The organism is Kallipyga gabonensis (assembly GCF_001286805.1).
Classification (GTDB): Bacteria; Bacillota; Clostridia; order Tissierellales; family Peptoniphilaceae; genus Kallipyga; species Kallipyga gabonensis.
Genome location: NZ_CXYV01000002.1, coordinates 484,614 through 505,515 on the forward strand (window position 1 = coordinate 484,614; position 20,902 = coordinate 505,515).

At 51.3% G+C, this 20,902-nt stretch carries 18 protein-coding genes; 8 read left to right on the plus strand and 10 right to left on the minus strand.

All coding sequences use genetic code 11. The features are described from left to right. Positions 1 to 19 precede the first annotated feature (19 nt). From BN2373_RS03725 to BN2373_RS03740, 4 genes are all read right to left on the minus strand, one after another. Entirely contained in the window at positions 20 to 304 is a 285-nt protein-coding gene (locus BN2373_RS03725) for a hypothetical protein (RefSeq protein ID WP_053942810.1), read from the minus strand. A 234-nt stretch (positions 305 to 538) separates the two neighbouring features. After that, positions 539 to 1,501: a TlpA family protein disulfide reductase gene (locus tag BN2373_RS03730; protein ID WP_053942811.1), complete on the minus strand. Its 963-nt coding sequence runs from the start codon at positions 1,499 to 1,501 to the stop codon at positions 539 to 541. Beyond that, positions 1,498 to 2,421, minus strand: coding sequence for a 4Fe-4S binding protein (locus BN2373_RS03735; protein ID WP_053942812.1), 924 nt, complete (start codon positions 2,419 to 2,421; stop codon positions 1,498 to 1,500). The genes BN2373_RS03730 and BN2373_RS03735 overlap by 4 nt, the downstream gene beginning before the upstream one ends. After that, entirely contained in the window at positions 2,405 to 2,515 is a 111-nt protein-coding gene (locus BN2373_RS03740) for a CD1871A family CXXC motif-containing protein (RefSeq protein WP_053943497.1), read from the minus strand. The genes BN2373_RS03735 and BN2373_RS03740 overlap by 17 nt, the downstream gene beginning before the upstream one ends. Positions 2,516 to 2,739: 224 nt before the next feature. Here BN2373_RS03740 and BN2373_RS03745 point away from each other — a divergent pair, with 224 nt between their 5' ends. Then, positions 2,740 to 3,423, plus strand: coding sequence for a response regulator transcription factor (locus tag BN2373_RS03745; RefSeq protein WP_053942813.1), 684 nt, complete (start codon positions 2,740 to 2,742; stop codon positions 3,421 to 3,423). Continuing rightward, positions 3,413 to 4,585 carry a HAMP domain-containing sensor histidine kinase gene (locus tag BN2373_RS03750; protein WP_053942814.1) on the plus strand — a complete coding sequence of 391 codons (1,173 nt, stop codon included), beginning with the start codon at positions 3,413 to 3,415 and terminating at the stop codon, positions 4,583 to 4,585. Before BN2373_RS03745 ends, BN2373_RS03750 begins: the two co-directional genes overlap by 11 nt. Here the strand turns inward: BN2373_RS03750 and BN2373_RS03755 are convergent. Then, a complete protein-coding gene (locus BN2373_RS03755) occupies positions 4,557 to 5,150 on the minus strand; it encodes a hypothetical protein (protein ID WP_053942815.1) in 594 nt (197 codons plus the stop codon). The two genes, BN2373_RS03750 and BN2373_RS03755, sit on opposite strands and share 29 nt — an antisense overlap. Positions 5,151 to 5,531: 381 nt before the next feature. Between BN2373_RS03755 and BN2373_RS03760 the strand changes: the two genes are divergently transcribed. Beyond that, positions 5,532 to 5,807 carry a type II toxin-antitoxin system RelB/DinJ family antitoxin gene (locus BN2373_RS03760; RefSeq protein WP_053942816.1) on the plus strand — a complete coding sequence of 92 codons (276 nt, stop codon included), beginning with the start codon at positions 5,532 to 5,534 and terminating at the stop codon, positions 5,805 to 5,807. After that, positions 5,804 to 6,085 carry a type II toxin-antitoxin system YafQ family toxin gene (locus BN2373_RS03765; protein ID WP_053942817.1) on the plus strand — a complete coding sequence of 94 codons (282 nt, stop codon included), beginning with the start codon at positions 5,804 to 5,806 and terminating at the stop codon, positions 6,083 to 6,085. Before BN2373_RS03760 ends, BN2373_RS03765 begins: the two co-directional genes overlap by 4 nt. A 51-nt stretch (positions 6,086 to 6,136) precedes the next feature. On the opposite strand, the gene BN2373_RS03770 is transcribed toward BN2373_RS03765, so the two are convergent. From BN2373_RS03770 to BN2373_RS03790, 5 genes are all read right to left on the minus strand, one after another. Further along, a complete protein-coding gene (locus tag BN2373_RS03770) occupies positions 6,137 to 6,406 on the minus strand; it encodes a Txe/YoeB family addiction module toxin (RefSeq protein ID WP_053942818.1) in 270 nt (89 codons plus the stop codon). Beyond that, on the minus strand, positions 6,399 to 6,665 hold the full coding sequence (locus tag BN2373_RS03775; protein WP_053942819.1) for a type II toxin-antitoxin system RelB/DinJ family antitoxin: 267 nt from the start codon (positions 6,663 to 6,665) through the stop codon (positions 6,399 to 6,401). The genes BN2373_RS03770 and BN2373_RS03775 overlap by 8 nt, the downstream gene beginning before the upstream one ends. A gap of 94 nt (positions 6,666 to 6,759) precedes the next feature. Then, a complete protein-coding gene (locus BN2373_RS03780; RefSeq protein ID WP_053942820.1) occupies positions 6,760 to 9,183 on the minus strand; it encodes a phage tail tape measure protein in 2,424 nt (807 codons plus the stop codon). 10 nt (positions 9,184 to 9,193) lie between these two features. Further along, positions 9,194 to 11,248, minus strand: coding sequence for an efflux RND transporter permease subunit (locus tag BN2373_RS03785; RefSeq protein ID WP_053943498.1), 2,055 nt, complete (start codon positions 11,246 to 11,248; stop codon positions 9,194 to 9,196). Beyond that, entirely contained in the window at positions 11,248 to 11,838 is a 591-nt protein-coding gene (locus BN2373_RS03790) for a TetR/AcrR family transcriptional regulator (protein WP_053942821.1), read from the minus strand. Before BN2373_RS03790 ends, BN2373_RS03785 begins: the two co-directional genes overlap by 1 nt. 342 nt (positions 11,839 to 12,180) lie before the next feature. Here BN2373_RS03790 and BN2373_RS03795 point away from each other — a divergent pair, with 342 nt between their 5' ends. From BN2373_RS03795 to BN2373_RS03810, 4 genes are all read left to right on the plus strand, one after another. Further along, positions 12,181 to 17,907, plus strand: a complete 5,727-nt coding sequence (locus tag BN2373_RS03795) for a SpaA isopeptide-forming pilin-related protein (protein ID WP_053942822.1) — start codon at positions 12,181 to 12,183, stop codon at positions 17,905 to 17,907. Positions 17,908 to 17,920: 13 nt separating this feature from the next. Next, positions 17,921 to 18,886, plus strand: coding sequence for a 3-hydroxyacyl-CoA dehydrogenase (locus BN2373_RS03800; RefSeq protein ID WP_053943499.1), 966 nt, complete (start codon positions 17,921 to 17,923; stop codon positions 18,884 to 18,886). 527 nt (positions 18,887 to 19,413) lie between these two features. Then, positions 19,414 to 19,740, plus strand: coding sequence for a transposase (locus BN2373_RS03805; RefSeq protein WP_162200046.1), 327 nt, complete (start codon positions 19,414 to 19,416; stop codon positions 19,738 to 19,740). A gap of 11 nt (positions 19,741 to 19,751) precedes the next feature. Beyond that, the gene (locus tag BN2373_RS03810; protein WP_053942824.1) at positions 19,752 to 20,606 is read left to right on the plus strand and encodes an IS3 family transposase; all 855 of its coding nucleotides are present in this window, start codon (positions 19,752 to 19,754) and stop codon (positions 20,604 to 20,606) included. Positions 20,607 to 20,902: the final 296 nt, after the last annotated feature.

The window sequence follows — 20,902 nt, forward strand, 5'->3', positions numbered from 1 at the left end:
TAGCGTTCGTTTTAGGCCATCAATCAGCCCCATCCTCCCTGAAGCATTGATGGAGTTGGAAGCGGTCGATCAGAGCTTCAGCCCGCTGGGTGTCCAAAGTGAGGGGGAGTCCCTCAAAGGTCATAATGAGCCGGATCCCGGCGAAGATCCCATTTTCTTCATAGGTACGAATCTTTCTTATTGTATTGATTGCGTAGTCGGGCGAATCCATGAGGCCAAAGTGCTCCCAATAGATTTCCTGGTTTTGCGGGGGCAGGAAGAAGGTGAAGTCGGGATAGAAGACGATGTTGTTGGCCAGGTGCAAGGGGCATTCATATTTATAGAAAATGTTTTTTGAAAAAAAAAGAGGTCGGTTAAAATCTTTTCGGACTTGGACCGTACTCGCTCATCATTCAGGCACCCGCCAACTCTCCGGACAAGCCTAAGCCCCCACGACCTCTGCGGCCCCCACCCCCACACAACAAAATACAAAGGGGCTGGGTCGGAAAGCAATCAGCGTCCCGACTCAGCCCCTTTGTTAGGAGGGATTGATTCGTCTTTATTTCTTATCCTTTTCCAGGATTTGGTTGATGCGGTTCATGAGCTCTTCGTGTTGCTTGCCTTCGGCGACGGCACCCATGATGGGGTCACCGACCATGTTGCCCTGGCGGTCGACGACGATGGTGGTGGGGAAGGACATGATGTTTTGGACGTACTTGCCCGCTTCGCTATTGGAGGGGAAAGTGATGTTCCGGTAGGATGCGCCCTTCTTTTTCAGAATTTCCTTGGCTTCTTCAATGGCTTCCTTTTGGTCATCCAAGGTGAAGGAGTTGATGCCGATGACTTCGCCGCCCTTGTCCTTGAGGTCCTTGTTGAGGGCTTCGAGCTCATCCAGCTCGCCGATGCAGGGGTTGCAGGTGGAGAACCAGAAGTTGATCACGGTGACGGCGTTTTTGCTGAAGAGGCTGTTGTCGAGGGCGTTGCCATCCAGGTCCTTGCCCTGGAAGCTGGGGAACTTGTCGCCGGTGGCTGCGGTAGCCGGAGCCGTACTTTGGCCGTCTTGGGGCTTGGCCTGGGCCGGTGCCTGCTTCTTCAATTCTTCGATTTTCTTTTCAATCTCTACAATCTTGTCTGCACCTTCATTCAGGATTTTCAGCTCATCTGCCGTAAACTTGTCTTTCGCGGATTCGATGGTCTTTTTGAGGAATTCGCCGTAGTTGGTGCCATCGGTGATCATGCCGGAGTCCTTGTTGGCGGAGAGGAAGACCTTGTCCCAAAGATCCTTGTTTTTGGCAAAGATCTCGTTCTCCTCCTGGCTCAGCTTGTTGATCTCCTCTTCAGCACCGGACTTTCCGGATTCTGCCGGGGGTGTGGTGGGCATTCCGGCTTGGCCGGCTTCGACGCTCTCTCCGGCGACTTGACTGCTGGATTCTACGGGAGCCTTTTCTTTTGGCCCGCAGGCAGCCAGGCTGGCGATGAGGCCCATGAGGGCCATGGTCATGGTGATTTTTTTCAGTCTCATATGATATTCTCCTTTTCTTTCATTTCCATTTGTTGTGCCCCGCCTTTGGCTTTTAGGCCGTAGGTGAAGGCCAGGGCTTGGGTGGGACAGGCTTTGATGCACATTCCGCAACGGATACATTCCCCGTGACAGGGGGTTTTCAGGACCTCCACGTCCATCTTGCAGGCCTTGGCGCATTTGCCACAGGAGATGCACTTGCTTTCATTCACCCCAATCTGGAGAAGGGAGACCCGGTTGAAGAGGGCGTAGAAGGCGCCCAGGGGGCAGAGCCACTTGCAGAAGGGACGAAAGAAGACGATGGACAGGCCGACGGTGGTCAGGAGGATCCCCAACTTCCAGGTGAAGAGCTTGCCCAAGGCTGCTCGGATACCGGAGTTGACGATGGAAAGGGGGATGGCCCCTTCCAGAACACCCTGAGGGCAGAGGTACTTGCAGAAGAAGGGTTCTCCAAGGCCGATCTCGTTGACCACGAGAATGGGGAGGAGGAAGACCATGAGGACCAGGATGACATACTTGAGGTAGGTCAGGGGTTTGAACCTCTTGGTCGAGAACTTTTTGGTCGGAATTTTGTGCAGAATTTCCTGGAACCAGCCGAAGGGGCATAAGAAGCCGCAGATGAATCTTCCCAAAAGAACGCCTAAGAGGATGAGGATCCCGGTTATGTAATAGGAGAACTTATATTTGGAAGAGCCCACGACGGCCTGGAAGGATCCGATCGGGCAGGCACCCGATGCGGCCGGGCAGGAGTAGCAGTTGAGGCCCGGAACGCAGACCATCTTGCCATTGCCCTGGTAGAGTTTCCCGGTAAAGAAATTGGGCAGGTGGATGTTGGTCAGGAGGGTGGCGGCGGCCTGGACCTTGAACCGGGATTTGGTCAGCCATTGGCCCAGCTCCTTGAATACGCTAGCCAATGCCCACACACTCCAAGCATAATTTGATGGCCTTGGCGAGAACGGTCTGCACTTCCCCTCGCATGGCCCCGATGACGACCATCAGGCAGGCGGCCAAGATCATGCCCACTCTGACGATCCCGATTTTTTTCTCTTCCACTTCAGCTCCTTTCCTCAGCACTACATTCTATTGGCGGCAAGATCTTCCGCCTTTTGTTACCCATCCCGAAAGAATCGGGAGGAGATCTTTCAAAGAGATGATACAATTTTGGATATAAAGATCCTGTTAAGGAAAAGGAAATATTTTCTCCACTTCCTTTTTCTATTCTTGTGGATGAGGAGGAAGTGATGAGACTACTACTTGTTGAAGATGAAACCTTTCTTTGCGACACCATCGCCAAATGCCTGCGAAAGAATGGCTATAGCGTGGACCTTTGCTATGACGGGGAAGAGGCCTGGGAAAAACTCTCCGTCGAACCCTATGACCTGGTCCTCCTGGACCTCAACCTGCCCGGGATGGATGGGATGAGCCTCCTGAAAAACCTGAGGGCTCATGACCAGAAGACCCCGGTCCTCATCCTATCGGCCCGAAGCGAAATTTCGGACAAGGTGGATGGCCTGGATGCCGGGGCCAATGATTATTTATCCAAGCCCTTCCACCTGGAGGAGCTGGAAGCCCGGGTGAGGAGCCTCCTCCGCCGGCCCTTCACCCAGAACGACCTCTGCCTCCAGGCAGGCCCCCTGGCCTTCGATACCAAGGCCCGGACCACCCTGGTCCATGGGAAGGAAGTGGCTTTGACCAAAAAGGAGGCGGGCATCTTGGAATACCTTTTGATCCACCAGGGACGGCCGGTCAGCCAGGAGGAGCTCATGGACCATGTCTGGGACTCATCCGTGGACAGCTTCAGCAATGCCATCCGGGTCCACATCTCTGCCCTCCGGAAAAAGCTCCGGCCCCTGGTCGGCTATGACCCCATCAAAAATCGGATTGGCGAAGGCTACCTGATCGAGGTGGACGATGATGAAGGTTAAATCTCTCCAGTGGCGGATCGCCCTCATGACCTCCTTCCTCATCGCCATGACCTGTCTGGTCATGATGGTCCTTTTAGGCGATTCGGGTCTCCGACGGATCGATGAAATCGGGGAGTCCATCAAGGGGGCAGAGATCAGGGACCAGGTCCCGGTTGGGGAGGACCCGGATGTCTCCGCCCTCCCGGAAATCCAGGCTTCCTTTGACCCCAGCCAAGTGGGCAAGGAGGACCCCGTGACCATCGTTATTGATGAGGCCAGGGACCGGTTTACCGCCAACAACCTCTATATTACGCTAGCGGTGACCCTGGTCAGCGGGGTCATTGCCTACTTTGTGAGTGGCCAGGCCCTCAAGCCCCTGGCGGATTTTTCCAACCGGGTCAAGAAAATCCAGATCAACAACCTGGAGGATATGCACCTGGAAACGGACACCCTGGAAGAATTTCAGGATATGGCCCATTCCTTCAATGATATGTTGGACCGCCTCCATGCCTCCTTTGCCGCCCAAAAGCAGTTCACCGGGAATGCGGCTCATGAGCTCCGGACCCCCTTGTCCCTCCTCCAGATGAGGCTGGAGGTTTTTGAAGAGGACCATCCGGACCCGGATCCGGAGACCCGGGACCTGGTGGCCTTTCTCAAGAATCAGGTGGAGGGATTGGCGGGGACCCTCAAGACCCTTCTCGATATGTCCAACCTTCAGAATGTCGCCACCAACGAGAAGATCGACCTCATCCCCCTGCTGGATGAGGTTATGACGGACCTGGCCCCTCTGGCGGAGAAGAAGGAGATCCGCCTGTCGGTCCATGGTCCGGACCTGGAATTGCTGGGGTCGGACACCCTCCTCTTCCGCCTCTTCTACAACCTCACGGAAAATGCCATCAAGTATGGCCGTCCGGAAGGATCGGTGGAGATTGGGGTGGAGAAGGCGGCCGGCCGAGCCATCATTCGGGTCAAGGACAGGGGCTATGGAATCCCTAAGGAAAATCAAAAGGATGTCTTCCAGGCCTTCTACCGCCTGTCCTCGCCGGAGAGTCAGAAGGAAAAGGGGGTCGGCCTGGGCCTGGCCCTGGCTAAGGAAATCTGCCGCCTCCATGGAGGGAGGATTGAGGTAGAAGAGAGCAACAGCACAGGCACAGTCATGCTGGTGGATTTGCCTCACCGATGAGGCCATGATGTTCCCAATAGATTTCTTTTTCAGCAGAGGGATCATAAAAAGTAAAGTCCGTATAGATGGTGATCCCATCTTCCAGCAGGAGGGGGCATTCATATTTATAGGTAATGCCCTCCTTTTGAAAGAGGTCTGCAAGAATCTTTTCCGTCTTCGATCGCACCCGCTCCTTGTTATTGGTATAGAGGCAAGAGTCATCCGACAGGAATGGTCGCCCCCGGTAGGGTATGTTCTTCCACTCATGCAGTTTTTCCTCCAGGCTTGGCTGGATAGGATGAATCAGAGTCCTCCGCTCCGGGCAAAGCTTGAGGAGCTGAAGATCCACAGCCCGATCGATCTCCCGAAGATTCATAGGCTCCTTCTCCATCCATGGGAGGAGGCATGCCATAGACCGATTGTAGGCCTGTTGTGCCAATTTTCTGGCTAAATCTATATTGTTTACTGAAATATATTGGCGATGGGCCTTCCCTTCCAAGATCACCTGGTGGTAATATTCCGGCTTATTTCCATTGCGTTTAATAGCTAGGCTTCCGGGAACCGGATCCACCTGGATGGCCTGCAATTTGATCCTCAGATCTTTTATTTTCTTTTATTTTTCTGGTGATAGGTATTGCAAGGCCACTCCTTTGCTCTTCTTGGCATGATCGGATGACAACCCTATTTTTCCATAGAATGTGTCTCATGAATGACCCGAAAAATAGGAAAAACATCTCATGTGCGTTTCTTTTGTTAAGGGGGCAGGGAGTTGGGGGCCGAAGCGGGGAGCCGAGAACCCTGATGATTTGGGCGAATGTTGAGGATGTCAGGGTCATTGAAAGCCCCCAAACATCATCTGACGGAATAGTTTCACTCACTGTCAGCACGTGGGCTTGACTATTCACATTTGAATGAATTGATAATGCAATGCAAAAGATGTATTATTTATATAAAGGAGGTGGAAAGCATGGCAAACACGCAGAATTTTAGTGTACGTATGGATAAAAAGGTAAAAAAGGAAAGTGAGATCTTATTTCAGAATCTTGGGATGAATTTAACAACAGCGATTAATGTTTTTCTGAGACAAGCAATACGAACAGGTGGTTTCCCCTTTGAAATTAAGGTTGACCGGCCCAACCGGGAAACTCTTCTTTCCCTCATTGAAGCGGATGTGATCTCTGAAGATGAAAATGCTCCAGGTTATGATGATGTAGAAGAAGCCCTAAGGGAATTAAAACAATGAATTTGAAAGTAACCTGGACAAAACGCTTTAAGAAAGACTATAAACAAGCGATGAAAAGAGGACAGGCTATTGAAGAACTGGATCAGGTAATTCGCATACTCTCCAAAGGGAAGAAATTACCAGAGAAATATGAGGATCATCAATTAGCTGGAAATTGGCATGGTCATAGAGAGTGTCATATTCGCCCGGATTGGCTTTTGATTTATAAAATTAGTGAAAAACATCTTGTTCTCACATTAACTAGAACAGGCAGTCATGCTGAATTATTTGCTCTTTAAAAAAAGCCCCGAAACTCAGGATGGAGTTTCGGGGCTATTTTTTCTAGAGAGCTATTTATCATCATAGTGTCCTCGGCAGTGGACAATATAGAGTCGACCATCTTCAATATGATATACAAGGCGGTCTTTCTCATTAATTCTCCGGCTAAATTCACCTTGAAGTTTTCCAATCAAGGCCTCCGGCTGACCAATTCCTTCTAATGGGCCATTACGTTCAATATCTTTGATTAATCGATTAATGCGTTTGAGGGTTTTCTTATCCTGCATCTGCCAATAAAGATAATCTTTCCACGCATCATCGGACCATATGATTTCACTCATCGTCATCTTCAATAAGTTCGTGAGCGGTGCCCTTACCTGCCTTTAACTCCTGGACAGATTTAAGCACATAGGCTTGGTTATTGGGATTATAGAAGGGGTCCTCTTGTTTGATTTCAAAGGGGATTCTGTTTTCACGTAGTACGGCCTTTACATACATATTTATTGCAGAAGATGAGGTGAGCCCGACAGATGAACAAAAGGCATCAAAACGGATCTTATCTTCTTTATCGACGCGGGCTGTGAGTGTAGATAACGCCATGTTGATCCTCTCCTTTCTTTGATGAGTAAATAATATCACCAAAGAAAGACGAAAGCAATCAAATGTAATACAAAAGCACAGCCCAACACTCCCCCTACTTTACCTTCTCCACGATCCGGTACTTGGCGTGGAATCCGGAGCCTTGGCCGGTGAAGGAGGCATCCTTCTTGGCGAGATCGGACATGGCTTGGAGGATGTCGGCGATTTCGGGGATGTCTTCTATCTTTTGGCTGAGTTTGTCGATGCCGTCGGCCTTGAATTCCAGGAGTTTGTCGGAGAAGGTCTTCATATTCTCGGATAGGAGACCGCTCCCGTCTTGGAGACGGGTGGTTCCGTCTTCGAGCTGGCCCAGGCCATCATTGAGGCGGGAGATCCCGGCCCGGAGGGGGGATATGCCCTGACCCTGGAGTTGGGAGAGGCCGTTTAGGCTGTGGGTTCTTTCCTCGAAGGCGTTGAGTCCGCCGACGAGTTTTTCAGCACCTTCCGTGAGGGACTGTGAGTGGGAGGACAGGTCGCTGAGGGCGGAGGCCAGGCGGTTGACGCCCTGGACATTGGCCTGGCTTCCTTCGGCCAGGCGGTGGGCCCCATCCTTGAGCTGGCCGATGGCGGTATCCAGACTGACCAGAGGGGAGGCCATGGCCCCGGACTGGTTGGTCCCGGGATGGGTGGGATCGACATCCGGGTTCATCTTCTTCATTTCTTCAGCCAGAGTGGATTCCGCTTGCTGGAGGCCACCGGCCAGTTTTTGGGCACCGGCTTCAAGACCACCCAGGCCGGAGGACAGTTCTTGGGAGCCGTCAGCCAGCTGTTGGGAAGCAGTGGCCAATTTGCCCATATTGTCTTTCATGGCTCCTACTTTTTCCAAGTCAGAGAGGGAGCCCTGAAGGTCCTTCATGGACTGGAGGGAAGAACCGATATTCTGTGCCGACTGGCCCAGTTGGGAAGCGGACTTGCCGATGGTGGCGGCAGTCCCTTCTAAGGTCTGTGCCTCAGCCAAAAGGGCTTGAGCGGCTTGACTATTTCCTGCTTCTTCCAAACTGTTTGCCAGGGCCACCAGGCGGGCGATGGATGGCCCCAGGTCCTGGGCGGATCCGCCGATGGTGGTGACCTCCTGCCCCATGGATTCCAGATCGTCTTTGACATTGACCTGGCCCATCTTGGACAGGGCATCCAGGGGGAGATTTTGGACGGCAGTGTTCATGGCCTGGAAGTTGGCGTTGAATACCTCCTCATTTTTTGCAAAGGAGGCGGCTGCTTTCCCAGCCTTTCCCAGATTGTCGCTGAGGGCAAGGCTTCCTTGAGAAAGGTCATGGAGGCCGGTCACCAGGCCGGCAACAGAAAGACCGCCATCTTTGAATTTTTCAGTCATCGTCTTCAATTGGCCGAGTCCGTCATCCAGGGTTGAGGCCCCGGCTCGGAGGGCCTCCGCGCCCTGGGCCAACTCGTCCATATGGGAGGAGATCTCATCGACCCCACCGGCATACTGCTTCAGGCCGGCCAGGAGCTGGTTCCCCCCCTGGGCCATTTGTTCAACCCGTTCAGGCAGGGCAGCCAGCTGGCCCAGAGAGGGCATGAGCTTTTCCTCCAGGAGTCCGGTCTTCTCATCCAATTCCCGGGCCCCGGCGTGGAGCTGGTGGACACCCTCTCCCAAGTCGCCAATCCCCTGGTTGAGCTCATCCTGGGCCGTGACAAACTTTTGGGAGGCCTCGGCCAGCTTACCGGAGGCGTCTTCCAGGGCGGAGATTCCATCCTTTAGTTCATCAATCCCTTCCGGCTTGACCTCCTCCTGGAAGAATTCGTTGGAAGTGACCACATAGGCTTCGACCGGCTGATAGTCCGTCACCTCCATCTCCATTACCGCTTGGTCCTTGAACCGGTCCAGCTGGTCCTCTTTCAGGATGCCCTTGAAGTTGGCAGAAAGACCCGGGGTCAGGACCGTGGTCACCAGCTGGTTCTTCCCATCCTTGATCACCTTGGAATCCTCTGCCTGGATATTGGTGGCCATCTCTTCATTAAAGGAAAGGGTAGCGACGGTAAGATAGGGGGCATAAACCTCCCGCTCCTTTCCGTCGATGGTTTGCCGGGTCTTGTTCTTATTCTCCGCCTGGATGGTGATCTTGAGGTGGCCGGATTTGCCTTCCAATTCCCGGTTTTCCACCTTCTTTCCATCCAGCTCATAGAGAATACGGACATCAACCGGTCTTTCCTTATCCGATATTCCCTGGTAGTAGAGGTCCTTCTTATCCTCCTTCCAGTGGATGGCCCCGTTCTTGACCTCAATTTCCCGGTCACTCTTCAAGTCCTTGATGTCCTTGAGGTCGGTGGGGTCCTTTCCTTCTATATTATTATCTCCATGGAGCCAGACAGAGACGACCTGTTCTTTGACCTGTCCGTCTTCCTTGATGACGTAGACGGTTTCATTTTTCTCGATGAGGCCGGAAGCGGCAAAGATGGGTTGGCTGGCCACCAGGGAAAAAGCCACCATAAAGGCAAGGACTCTTTTGATTTTCTTATTCATACAAACCTCCTTATTGTAATGATTTGGTTGTCTTTTTGATAAAGGGAAAGAGGGTGGACAGGAGGGCCGGGAGCATGAAGAGGATGACCAGCATGCTGATGATGGCCCCCCGGGCAAGGAACATACAGATGGTGGAGACGATCTCCATCTTGGAGAAGATGCCGATGCCGACCGTGGCCGCCATGAAGGACAGGGCCGAGGTGACGATGGACTTGGAGGTCTCCCGGGTGGCCAGGCTCAAGGCCCGGTTGACATCACCCTGTTTTCTGTACTCATAGAGGAAACGGTCCGTCATGAGAATGGAATAGTCCACGGTTGATCCCAGCTGGATAACCCCGATGATGATGGAGGTAACGAAGGGGATGGTCTGTCCCATGTAAAAGGGGATACCCATGTTGATCTGGATGGCCAGCTCGATGGCCCCGATCAGGATGATGGGGAGGGCGATGGATTTGAAAACCAAGGCCAGGATCAGGAAGACCATGGCGATCGAGACCAGGGAAACCCGGGTAAAGTCCGAGTTGGAGATCAGGGTGAGGTCATCGGTGAGGACGGCCTCTCCGGTCAGGTAGGCCTCCGGGTCATAGCGGTCCATGATCTCACGGATGGCGTGGATCTGGTCCCTGACCTCATCCGACGCCGTTTGGTAGGCGGAGTTGACCATGATCATCTGGTAGCCGTTTTGGCTGAAATTTTCCTTGAGCTTTTGCGGTAAAAAGGCATTGGGGACGGTCGCCCCCAGGACCGAGTTGGTGGAGATGACGGAGTTGACCCCGTCGACATCCTCAACCTCATCCACCATGGCCGTGAGGGCGGAATCCGCCAGGTCCTCCTTGACCACCATAAAGTGGGTGGTGGCCATGTTGTAGTCTTTCTTCATCTTATTTAGAGCAACGATAGAGTCCAGATTCTGGGGGAGAGACCGGTCCAGATTGTAATAGACCTCGGCGTTGGCGGACCCGTAGATGGCCGGAATGAAGAGGAGGAGGAAGAGGACGAAGAGGGCTTTTTCGTGCTTGACGCTGAAATCGGACAGCTTATTAAAGGAGGGCAGGAGGACCCGGTGGTTGTATTTGCTAACGTACTTGTCCGTCACGAGAAGCATGGCCGGAAGGACGCTGACCGTGGTCAGGAGGCCGATCAGGACTCCCTTGCTCATGACCAGGCCGATGTCTCTACCCAGACCCAGTTCCATGAGGACCAGAACGATAAAGCCCGCAAAGGTCGTAAAGGAGGAGGCGAAGATGGAGGAGATGGTGTTTTCAATGGCCCGGGCCATGGCCTCCTGGGTGGTCTCCCGCTTCTTCTTTTCTTCCACATATCTCCGGTAGAGGAAGATGGAATAGTCCATGGTGACCGCCAGCTGGAGGGTGGCGGCGATGGCCTTGGTGATGTAGGAAATCTCGCCCAGGAAGAAGTTGGTCCCGAAGTTGTAGGCCACGGCGTAGCCGATGGTCAGGACGAAAACAAAGGGGATGATGGTCGACTCATTGGTCAGGGATAGAACGATGATGGCCAGAACCACCGCCAGCAAGACATAGATGGGCGTTTCTTTGTCGATGACATCCTTGGTGTCCTTGACCAGGGAAGAAATCCCGCTCAGGTACTTGGGGGCGGAATCCAACTTGCGGATCTGGTCGATGGCCGACATGGTCGTCATGGAGGAGGCGGAGTCCTTGAACTTCACCACCATGAGGGTGGATCCGTCCGCATAGAGGGCATCTCTGACCTTGTCCGGCAGCATATCTTTCGGCACCGTCTGCCCGACCAGGGAGGACTTGGAGATGACATCCTCCACGCCCTCGATCTCCAGGATTTTTTCGCGGAGGGCCTCGGCCTCCCGGTCATCCCCTTCCACAATGAGCATGCCCGTTGAAGCGTTGTTGAACTCCTCATCCAGGATCTTCTGCCCCTCCGTTGAATTGAGGTCTTGGGGCAAGTAGGTCAGGATGTCGTAATTAATTCCTGTTTGTTTGTAGCCAAAATAGGAAAAGACCAGCAAGATCGTCATGAAGAAGAGGACGAGCTTGGCGTGGTTGGCTATAAATTCCGAATATTTTCTCATCATTCACCAGTCCTAAATATTCTCTCTACCATCTCATACAGCACCGCTTTCATCTCATCAATGTCTAAAACCGCATTTTCCATGAGAGCGGACTTGCAGGTAGATAAGACGATGTTCATCGTCAGGGATAAAACAAAGAGCTGTTCATCTTCTGAATACTCATCAGGAAGCATGGATTCGTATTTATTCAAGATGAACTTGAGTGTGGACTCCGTAACCTTGAACCGGTCATTGTTCTCCACTTTGACATAGAGAGCCCAATTGACCCGGCTGATGATGAGGTCCAACTCGGCGGGGTTTGCAACTAAATAATTAATGATGTAATCAAGAAAAGAGATATAGCGGTCGAAGAGTCGGTCCCCCTGGCATTGGGCCTCCGCCCTGGCGATTAAATCGGTCATCCGGTCCAGAACAATATCTTCCACTAAATCTTCTTTATTCTTGAAATAGAGATAGAAGGTCCCCAGGCCATAATCCGTCTTCCGCATAATGTCGCGGATAGAAGTCTTTTCAAAGCCTTTTTCAATGAATAAGGAAAGGGCTTCTTCCTTGATCCGGATCTCTTTCTCTTTTTTGATTTCCTCAATCATTTTGTCACTTCCTTTCTGTACATTATTTTGAAAAATGAACATCGTTCATTTTTCCGACGGAAAACATCATAGCACACGAATGAACAATGTTCAACTTTTTTTACACTTTTTTGAAAAATTCGAAAAGGTCCTTCAAGAACCCAGATTTTACTTTCGTTAACTAATTTTTATTGACAATAAAAGCGAGAAAATTTAGAATGAATTTAATAGTGGGTTATTCTGTAATTTATCGAAAAGAAAACGCTACCCCCTTCCTTTTCTTTTATGGTTTCAGGAAGCGGAGTGTGCGTTTTTATCCCGTCTTCTCATTGGAGAAGATAAGACATCCTTTAGGGGGTCATCATGAAACAACGGAAGTCAAACCATATTCGAAAACGAGGCTGGGCCATCTTTTTAGCCATATGTATGGTTTTGCCCTTTCTCTCTCCATTTTTCTCCAATTTATCTCTTGCCCAATCCACCGGTCGCTTTTTCCCTTCCAATAAATATATGTTGGCAAACCCGGGGGAAAGTCAGACCTCAGTCATGGCCGAGCAAAACACCGGGACCTCATTTTCCGTCAAGGACCAGTACGGGCGACCGGTCAACAATATATACTTTGTCATCACGAACATATCCACCGGTAAAACCTATTTTGGAAGAGCCAGCGATGGCGTCCTTTATTTTTATGATTCAACCAGCTATTCCATTTCCTCCATTGAACAAGTAGGCTTCCGGGAAGGTCAATATCACGATGTTAAAGTCTATGACCAAATGGGTGATACCGAGAACTATACGCTGGATGCCGGTGTACTTCTTGCTCGATTCTATCTCAACAATGGACAGGTTTATTTTTATGAGGGAAGTAGCACAAATCTTGTTCTCCAAAGTACCTTGCCGCCCTCTCCGACATCATCGACCCAGATTACGGCACGGGATAATCATGACCATCCCGCCCAAGGGATTGCCTTCCGACTCTATAAAGAGGGAGAGACGAATATTCAGGAATATCTCCTTTCTGACGAGGAAGGGAAATTAGTCTATTCAGCGAATAATGCTCCTTTTGATGCGAAAGATTTGGATCCTGGAACCTATACGCTGAAAGTGACTCCGCAGTCTTCCACGGATCATGCCAAGGCCACTTATTCCATGGATGCCACCCAAGTTTATACCACCATCACAGTGACTGAGGATGGGGAGGGAAAAAAGGAAGTGGTCTTTTCTCCCGATGGAAGCCAGATTTTACACTTTCCTCTCATTGCGGATCTTCCCAAAGGGGAGGCGGACCTGACGGTGGAAAAAACCGGTGAAAATGGCGATCCGCTTTCCGGCGTTACCTTTCAATTGCAGGGTCCCGTTGATAGCGATACGCCCGGTCATTGGACCTCTTTGCCAACAAATGGTGATGGGGAGACCGTTTTTTCAAAGCTGGCTTATGGGGAGTATCTCTTGACGGAGATTTCCGCACCCGAAGGATACATCGTCAACAAGCAGGTGATCCATGTGATGCTGGGCAAGGATTCCGATGTTCCCTATGTGGGCGGGAAAGATGTGACATCGCGGCTGAGCTTGCAGTCGGTGGCTTGGAACGCGCCACATGTTGAGGGGGGGGTAAATACAATTTACCCAAACCAGGCGGAATCCCTATCGGTTGATGCGGTGATTCAGGTGCCGACCAGTGGTGAACCCATTGTGCCGGGAGACTTTTTTACCATTCAGCTTTCCGAAAATGTGGACACCTATGGCCTGGTTCGTTCAGAGGACCAGGGGTTGGATATTTTTGCCAATGGGGGGAAACTTGCGGAAGGGAAGTTCGATCCCGATACCCGAACCATCACCTATACCTTCACGAACCTGGTCAAGAGCTTTACCTCCAACCAAATCAAACTCCACACCGTTCTCTTTATCGATAAGGTTCAGGTCCCCGAGGAGGTAAAGGATCCGCCGTATCTGACAATTTCTTATGGCCTGGCGGGAAGGACAAGCTCGGAATCCGATTTTCGGGTTCTCTATCGCCCCTATTACTATCCCCAGGTAACCGGCGGCTCCAATATCGGGACCATGTATTCCATTTATAATCCGGACAAAAAAACGGCGACGACCTATATTTATGTCAACCCTCTGACCAACCAGCTTAAGAAATCCAAGCTGGAGATTTCGGGAAAGGGGTCCGTATTGGTCAATGCCCTGACCGATGTCACCGTTTACGAAGGTGGTCCAAATTCGGAGGCCATGGTTCCTTCCTGGGGGCTTATTCCGGATAATCTGACAAAGGTAGGGGATCTCAACCCCGTGATCGATGGCAATGCGAATAAGATCACCATCGACCTGGGGGACAAGCTGGCCGGGGGAAGTCAGTCCTACATTGTCAAGGTCACAACGGGATATGACCCCGCCTCCAAGGATGACCTGGGCATGGTGGCCAAATTATACGGTTATTATAACGGCTATTGGAGCCGGTACTATGGCTACCAGTACTACGATTATGATTGGTCCGCCGCTCAAACCTATATGAAGTTCTATGAACATGAAGGAACGGCAACCGGGGTGACTTTTACCGCTTCGGTGAAGGTGTCCAATGCCAAAAATAGGATCGAGTGGACTAAGGTGAATGCCTCCGGTCTTCCCTTGGAAGGGGCGGAATTCACCCTTGTCCGGGTGACGGAGGAAGGAGAAGTGGTTGTCTTGAATGACCTCCGGTCCCTTCGAGACGGCCGCCTGTCCGCTTCCGGCCTTGGACCCGGAGACTACCGTTTATATGAAACCAAGGCTCCGGAGGGCTATGAGGTGCCCAAAGACCGTGAAGGGAAACCCATGCCCATCGCCACTTTTTCAGTGGATGAAGATGGCGTCATTCAGAACCCCCAACCCGAGGACGGGAAGCTGGTGAACGGCCGAAATGAAGGGCGTTTCTCCATCCATAAGACGGATAATGCGGACGAGGAAGCGGATCGCCTGCCCCTGGAAGGGGTAGAATTTACCCTTACTCCCTTAATGGAAAATGATGGGGAATGGATTCCGGATCCTTCCAAGCCGGTAATAAAGAAAACAACCGATGCCGAGGGAAATCTGACTTTTGCCGGCCTGGCCATGGGAAAGTACCAATTGAAGGAATCCAAACCGGCAGGGGGCTATCTCCTGGGGGAAAAGACCTGGACGGTGGAGGTTAAGGAAGAAACGCTGGCGTCAACCCAGGTCAAGCGGATTGTCACCGTGGTGACAGAGGATGCATCCCCCCTATCCGCCCCCGTACAAGGGATGAATAAAGGGGGATGGGTAGAAAGTTCGACCGGGGACCGGGCTCTTGAGAAAGAGGCCGGTCAGGCCTTGAGTCTTCTTCCGGAAACTAAGGCTCTCCTTTTGAACGCTCCTGCGGAGCCCGGCCGTCAAGGGTCATCGCCCGTCCTGCGTGCCGCCGGGAATGGCAAGTATCAATATAAAAACCCGCTCGAAATCGATGGGACGACCTGGCCGGAGAACGTCCAGGAAGTGGATGTTGACGGAGATACGAAGGCGGACTACAAGATCAGCCAGACTATGGTGCCGGATGGAAATATCCCCGGGCAATACAAAGTCGATGTAAAAGTGGAGAAAATGCCGGAGACTATGGAGCTGGTCATTTTGATGGACAACTCATCGGCTTTCAGCCAACTTTCCGGCAACAAGATCGACCGCCTCCAATGGGGAGGTGTGGACGGTGGGGCATTAGAGGCAGTCCCCACAGCCTATCAATGGCTGGACTATTATTTTGGCGGCAATCGGAGCGGCCAGGGAGCACAGAAGGGCCGGATTACCGACCTTCTCAAGGAAGTCCAGAAAACCTACCCGGATGCCAAGGTGACGCTGATCGGTGCGGGGGGAGCGAAATCCTCCGTCAACTATTGGATGACCAATCCCTACACCAGCCTGCCCATCAATGAGGCCATTGCCAAGAACGGTCAGCTGAATGCCAGCGGGGTCTATAATCCGAATGCTCCCGAACCGAGATGGGACTTTATCGGCGGCTGGGGCCGAAAAGGATTAAAGGAAGCCATGCAATTGTCCTATGATACCCTGAGAAATTCCCCGGCACAGAAAAAAGTCTTCTTCCACTTGCAGGGAATGCCAACCTTTAAGGCCGATATTTTGACGAAACCCTATCTTGTCTGGTGGGATAGCGAAGAGACCAATGACGCCCGAAGAAACTTTGGTCGGATCCGGGAGATCGCACAGGTCAACTGGCTGGTCGAGTTGGATCCTTCCGAATATGATAGCGACTTTATTTCGCCCGACGAGTATGCAAGTTACGGTCTTCCAGATCCCGCCAGTGTTCATTTTTTACAAAAAGCCAAACAATATTGGAAAGATAAGGACCAATATTGGTATCAAGCGGATCATCAACCTATGGAGACAGCTTACAATACCGCCATGGCCGATATTGCCAGGAATATGACGACGGGGTCGCTTGGCAACGAAACTCTGGATTTCCGCATCAAGCTGGCGGACAATGTTCTTTGGCGAAATCCATCCGATTCCACCATGACCGATGCAGGAGTAACCTTTGATTCCGCCAACGGATCCCTGACAAAGTCCAACTTTAGTCTGAACGCCGACCAGCCCCTGACCTTCTCCTATTACGTTAAAGCGAATGCCCAGGCTGCAGGAGCCAAGCTCAACACTTTTGAGAATATCAACCAGTCGGCGACCAGCGGTCTCCGGGTCAATACGACGGCTGACGATGGGACGCTCACATCGGTGACGTCTCCCCTTCCCATTCCTCAGCTGCGTATTCCCGGGTGGGAGACCCAGGTATTTAAGCATTGGTATGGGAATTCTCCAGAGGATAATGCTCGTTTCCAGACTTTTCCTGAATCAGGGCCGAATCCGCCGATGGAACCGGTGAAACCGATTGGGCTGGGGCAACGTAAGGAATCCCAGGTCTTGATTTATTCGGATCAATCCTATGCTGATGATCCGGAAACCAGGATCGCCATGGCCCAGCGGATGAAGACACCTTATGAGGATATGACCTTTGCCCAACTCCTGCCCTACTACGACAACAATGGGGCAGTCATCAATTACCAGGCGACGGAATACCATGACCCCCTGTTCCACACCAAGACCAATCTGATCCAAGATGAAAACACTTTGAAGCAAACCTTCTATATCGGTGCCCAACTGGACCCGGTCATTGTGACGACGGATATTGAGGTGACGAAGGAGTGGGGGCCGGGAACGAAGGTAGAGGATCAGGTTCCCGTACAGGTTTATCTGGAAGCTTTCCGGGTGAATGGGGATGGGAGCCGGTCGGCACTTTCCGCGGAAGACCTGCAGGCCCTTTTGGAAGGGAAGGCAAGTGAGCTTACCCTTGATGGTTCTACTGGCTGGAAGGGGACCTTCAAGGACCTGCCGACGAGCCAAATCGTGGATGGACAGGCCAGTGAAATTGTCTACCGCGTGAAAGAAGAGGCATTGCCCGGGTTTGACGTGTCCTATCTTTATGACTACCGGGAGCTGGAAGATAATGATGGTTCGATTCGCCCCGCGCATTACTACACCATTATCAACCAGAAGCATGAACTATTGAAAGTGGCCAATGAACCCAACCAGGTTAATTTTTATAAGGTGAACGGCAGCGGAAAACCCCTGGCCGGTGCCAGGTTTACCCTGCAGAGAAAGGATGGAGAGGAGTGGATCGATGTAGAGGGCTATGTCGATTTTACAAGCCGAGAAGTGGGGGAAGGCGAAAGCAGAAGCCAGGAGATCCATCTGGAAAAGCTCGATTCGGGCCAATACCAGCTCAATGAGATCACTTCGCCCAGTGGCTTCAAGGAACCGACGAATCCCGTTGCCAGTTTTTCTGTTTCCCCAGAAACGGGTAAGATAGAAAAAGTGAAAGCAATGGGAGTGGCGGGTACATTAATTTCCGGTCATACCATTGCGAACATTCCGGAGGTGGAGTTCTATGTTTTGCCATCAACTGCAGGACCGGGCACTCTTCTTTTCACCTTTGTGGGGACCATGCTCATCGCTTTGGCACTGAGTTTGCAGGAGACTTCACCGATAAGGAGTTTTCATGCCGGAAGAAAAAACGGTAGGAATAAGGCTTAAGAAAGGAGTCAACATGGAATTTCAGAAAGTAGTGATCTTGGGAGGCGGTGTCCTGGGTGCACAAATCGGCCTCATGAGTGCCTATACCGGCCACGACACCACCCTTTGGATGCGGAGTGAGGGGACCATCGGCCGGACAAAGCCTCGCCTGGAGAAATACAGCAAGCAGATGATCGAATCCCTGGCCAGAGCCAAGGCCCTGATCGGGAACCCCCTGGGTGCCTACCTCTATCCTCGGGCTTTGATCAAGGACTGGAACAAGGTCACGGCCGAAGAAATTGATGACCTCATGGCTATGGCCCAGAAGAACTTTGAAGAGAAGATCCACCTGGAACTGGACATTGATAAGGCCCTGGCCGATGCGGACATCGTCATCGAGGCCATGGCGGAGAATCCCCAGGCCAAGATTGACCTCTATACGAAGATTAAGGACAAGATGGAGGATAAGACCATCCTCTGCACCAACTCCTCCACCCTCTTGCCCTCAACCTTTGCCGAATATACCGGCCGGCCGGACAAGTTCATGGCCCTGCATTTTGCTAATGAAATCTGGGCCCACAACACCGCCGAGTGCATGGGCCATCCGGGCACGTCCCCCGAGACCTATGAGGCGGTGGTCCGCTTCGCCCAGGAGATCCAGATGGTCCCCATCCAGCTCCACAAGGAACAGCCCGCCTACGTCCTGAATTCCCTCCTGGTCCCCTTGCTGGACGCTGCTCAGCAGCTTTGGGGGAAGGGCGTTGCCGATCCCGAGACCATCGATATGACCTGGCGGATTGCCACCGGCGCCCCCGCCGGTCCCTTCCAGATCATGGACATCGTCGGCTTGGAGACGGTCTACAACATCGGCTCCATGAAGCCCGATGCCCAGGATCCGGACTCCCTCAACCACAAGATCCTGACCATGATCAAGGAGAAGATGGACCGCGGAGAAACCGGCGTCAACGCCGGCAAGGGATTCTACGACTACAAGAAATAGAGTGGCTCATGGCCCCGCAAGGGGGAAGCCCGGCACATTGTTCTCTATGCCGGCCTAGCTGTTCTTTCAGTAGCCTGTCTTGGAAAACTCTATTTCCGGGCAAAAAAGATGATGAGGCATAAAAGATACTATGCAAGGCGACCCCCGCATCCGCTCCTGGCGGACAGCGGGGGTCTTTTTGTGGGGGAGATGCTGAATTCGACTCCTGGGGAAACCTCCAACTCAGATAATCTAGGATTTAGCTATTTATCAGAACTCTAGACCCTGCTATATTTGAGAACCAATAAATTGTCAGGGTTTCTGACCCTGATAATTTTATATTTTTACAAAATAGCAGGGCCTTTTTTGACCCTGCTATTTATCTGATCCGGCAAATTGTCAGGGTTTTATACCCTGATATTCTTGCGATTTGTTTAATTAACAGGGCCATTTTTACCCCTGATATTTTTGAGATTGACATGTCCCCCTAAAAGTAGAGTCTCAGAAGAGAACAAGTTACAATGAAGAAAGAGACTGAGGAGGATGACATGGCAAGACGCAGATATACGAAATCATTTCGAAAGAAAGTTGTTGACGAAGCATTAAGGCCGGAGATGGAGGGGAAGGAATTTTTGGTTGCAGAAAAATATAATATCCGGCCTTCAACCGTCTGTCGCTGGATGGACCTCTACCTAAAGTATGGAGAAACGGCCCTTTGTGCCAATGCTCAGCAAATTTATGCTTCTCAGAGTAAGGAGAGTAGAGCCTACAAAAAGTTAGAGACAGAGAAAAATAAGGAAATTGCTGAACTGAAAGAAGAGGTAGAGATCTTAAAAAAAGCCGCGGCCTTTCTAACCAAGATCCAAAGAGACTAAAGTTTGCATTGATGTACCGGTTCCGAAAAGAACATGCAATCGTTAGAATGGCCAAGGTATTAGAAGTCTCTGAAAGTGGCTACTACAAATGGCTGAGACGCCAAGCATCCTGGAGTCTACGCGACATTGAAAACATTGAAATCACCGAAGAGATCGAAAAGATCTATAGCGAAAGCCGGGCAGTGTATGGGATTCGCAAGGTGACGGCGGAACTGAATGCCCAGCGTCAGCAAGAGGGGAAGTCGCCGGTGAATCACAAACGTGTGGAGAAGATTATGCGAGAGAAGGGATGGCATTCTCGGGTAAGGCGGAAATATGTTGTAACAACAGATTCTTCGAAAACAAAAAAGCCGGCCGACAATCTCTTACAAAGAAACTTTTCCGCAAAAGCACCTGGAGAGAAGCTCATTAGTGACACCACCTATGTTTCCACTCACCAAGGCACCTTGTATGTCGCTGTTATTTTAGACCTCTATGGAAGAATGCCTGTAGGACTTGCCATGGGAAGAAGAAATGACCAGAACTTAGTCATCGACTGTTTTGAAGATGTGCTCGCCAGGCACCACCTAAAGCCGAATTGCCTAATTCACTCCGACCGGGGATCCACCTATGCTTCGGAGGCCTACCAGAAGCTCTTAAAGAAAAATCATGTTCGCTGCAGTATGAGTAAGAAAGGAGATTGTTGGGATAATGCGGCGATGGAAAGCTTTTTTGGGAAGATGAAGGCAGAGTGGTTGTACAACACACCAAAAACCATTCTTGAAGCCAAGCAGCTGGTCTTTGAATATGTATGGCACTTTTATGCGAAGAGAAGAAGACATGCTTCTCTTGCATACCGAACACCCCATGAGTTCTTTTACCAATAAGGTGGTGAAAAGACGAATGTAGACTCTACTATTTGGGGGACACTTCATCTTGCATACCGAACACCCCATGAGTTCTTTTACCAATAAGGTGGTGAAAAGACGAATGTAGACTCTACTATTTGGGGGACACTTCAGATCCAACAATTTGTCAGGGCTCTGATCCCTGATTTTATCAGAATTATCTATATTAACAGGGTTGGGCATCCTTGGGAGATGGCGGATTTTTAGTTTTCCAAGAGCAGCCCCCCACCCCGTTGCCATCCCCAGGCCCAACTTGAGCGCATTGCAAATCCGAA

Coding starts and splice junctions, on each gene's coding strand:
- BN2373_RS03730 (WP_053942811.1), bottom strand. CDS start 1,501: ATGAGACTGAAAAAAATCACCATGACCATGGCCCTCATGGGCCTCATC.
- BN2373_RS03740 (WP_053943497.1), bottom strand. CDS start 2,515: ATGATCTTGGCCGCCTGCCTGATGGTCGTCATCGGGGCCATGCGAGGG.
- BN2373_RS03745 (WP_053942813.1), top strand. CDS start 2,740: ATGAGACTACTACTTGTTGAAGATGAAACCTTTCTTTGCGACACCATC.
- BN2373_RS03750 (WP_053942814.1), top strand. CDS start 3,413: ATGAAGGTTAAATCTCTCCAGTGGCGGATCGCCCTCATGACCTCCTTC.
- BN2373_RS03760 (WP_053942816.1), top strand. CDS start 5,532: ATGGCAAACACGCAGAATTTTAGTGTACGTATGGATAAAAAGGTAAAA.
- BN2373_RS03765 (WP_053942817.1), top strand. CDS start 5,804: ATGAATTTGAAAGTAACCTGGACAAAACGCTTTAAGAAAGACTATAAA.
- BN2373_RS03770 (WP_053942818.1), bottom strand. CDS start 6,406: ATGAGTGAAATCATATGGTCCGATGATGCGTGGAAAGATTATCTTTAT.
- BN2373_RS03775 (WP_053942819.1), bottom strand. CDS start 6,665: ATGGCGTTATCTACACTCACAGCCCGCGTCGATAAAGAAGATAAGATC.
- BN2373_RS03780 (WP_053942820.1), bottom strand. CDS start 9,183: ATGAATAAGAAAATCAAAAGAGTCCTTGCCTTTATGGTGGCTTTTTCC.
- BN2373_RS03785 (WP_053943498.1), bottom strand. CDS start 11,248: ATGAGAAAATATTCGGAATTTATAGCCAACCACGCCAAGCTCGTCCTC.
- BN2373_RS03790 (WP_053942821.1), bottom strand. CDS start 11,838: ATGATTGAGGAAATCAAAAAAGAGAAAGAGATCCGGATCAAGGAAGAA.
- BN2373_RS03795 (WP_053942822.1), top strand. CDS start 12,181: ATGAAACAACGGAAGTCAAACCATATTCGAAAACGAGGCTGGGCCATC.
- BN2373_RS03800 (WP_053943499.1), top strand. CDS start 17,921: ATGGAATTTCAGAAAGTAGTGATCTTGGGAGGCGGTGTCCTGGGTGCA.
- BN2373_RS03805 (WP_162200046.1), top strand. CDS start 19,414: ATGGCAAGACGCAGATATACGAAATCATTTCGAAAGAAAGTTGTTGAC.
- BN2373_RS03810 (WP_053942824.1), top strand. CDS start 19,752: ATGTACCGGTTCCGAAAAGAACATGCAATCGTTAGAATGGCCAAGGTA.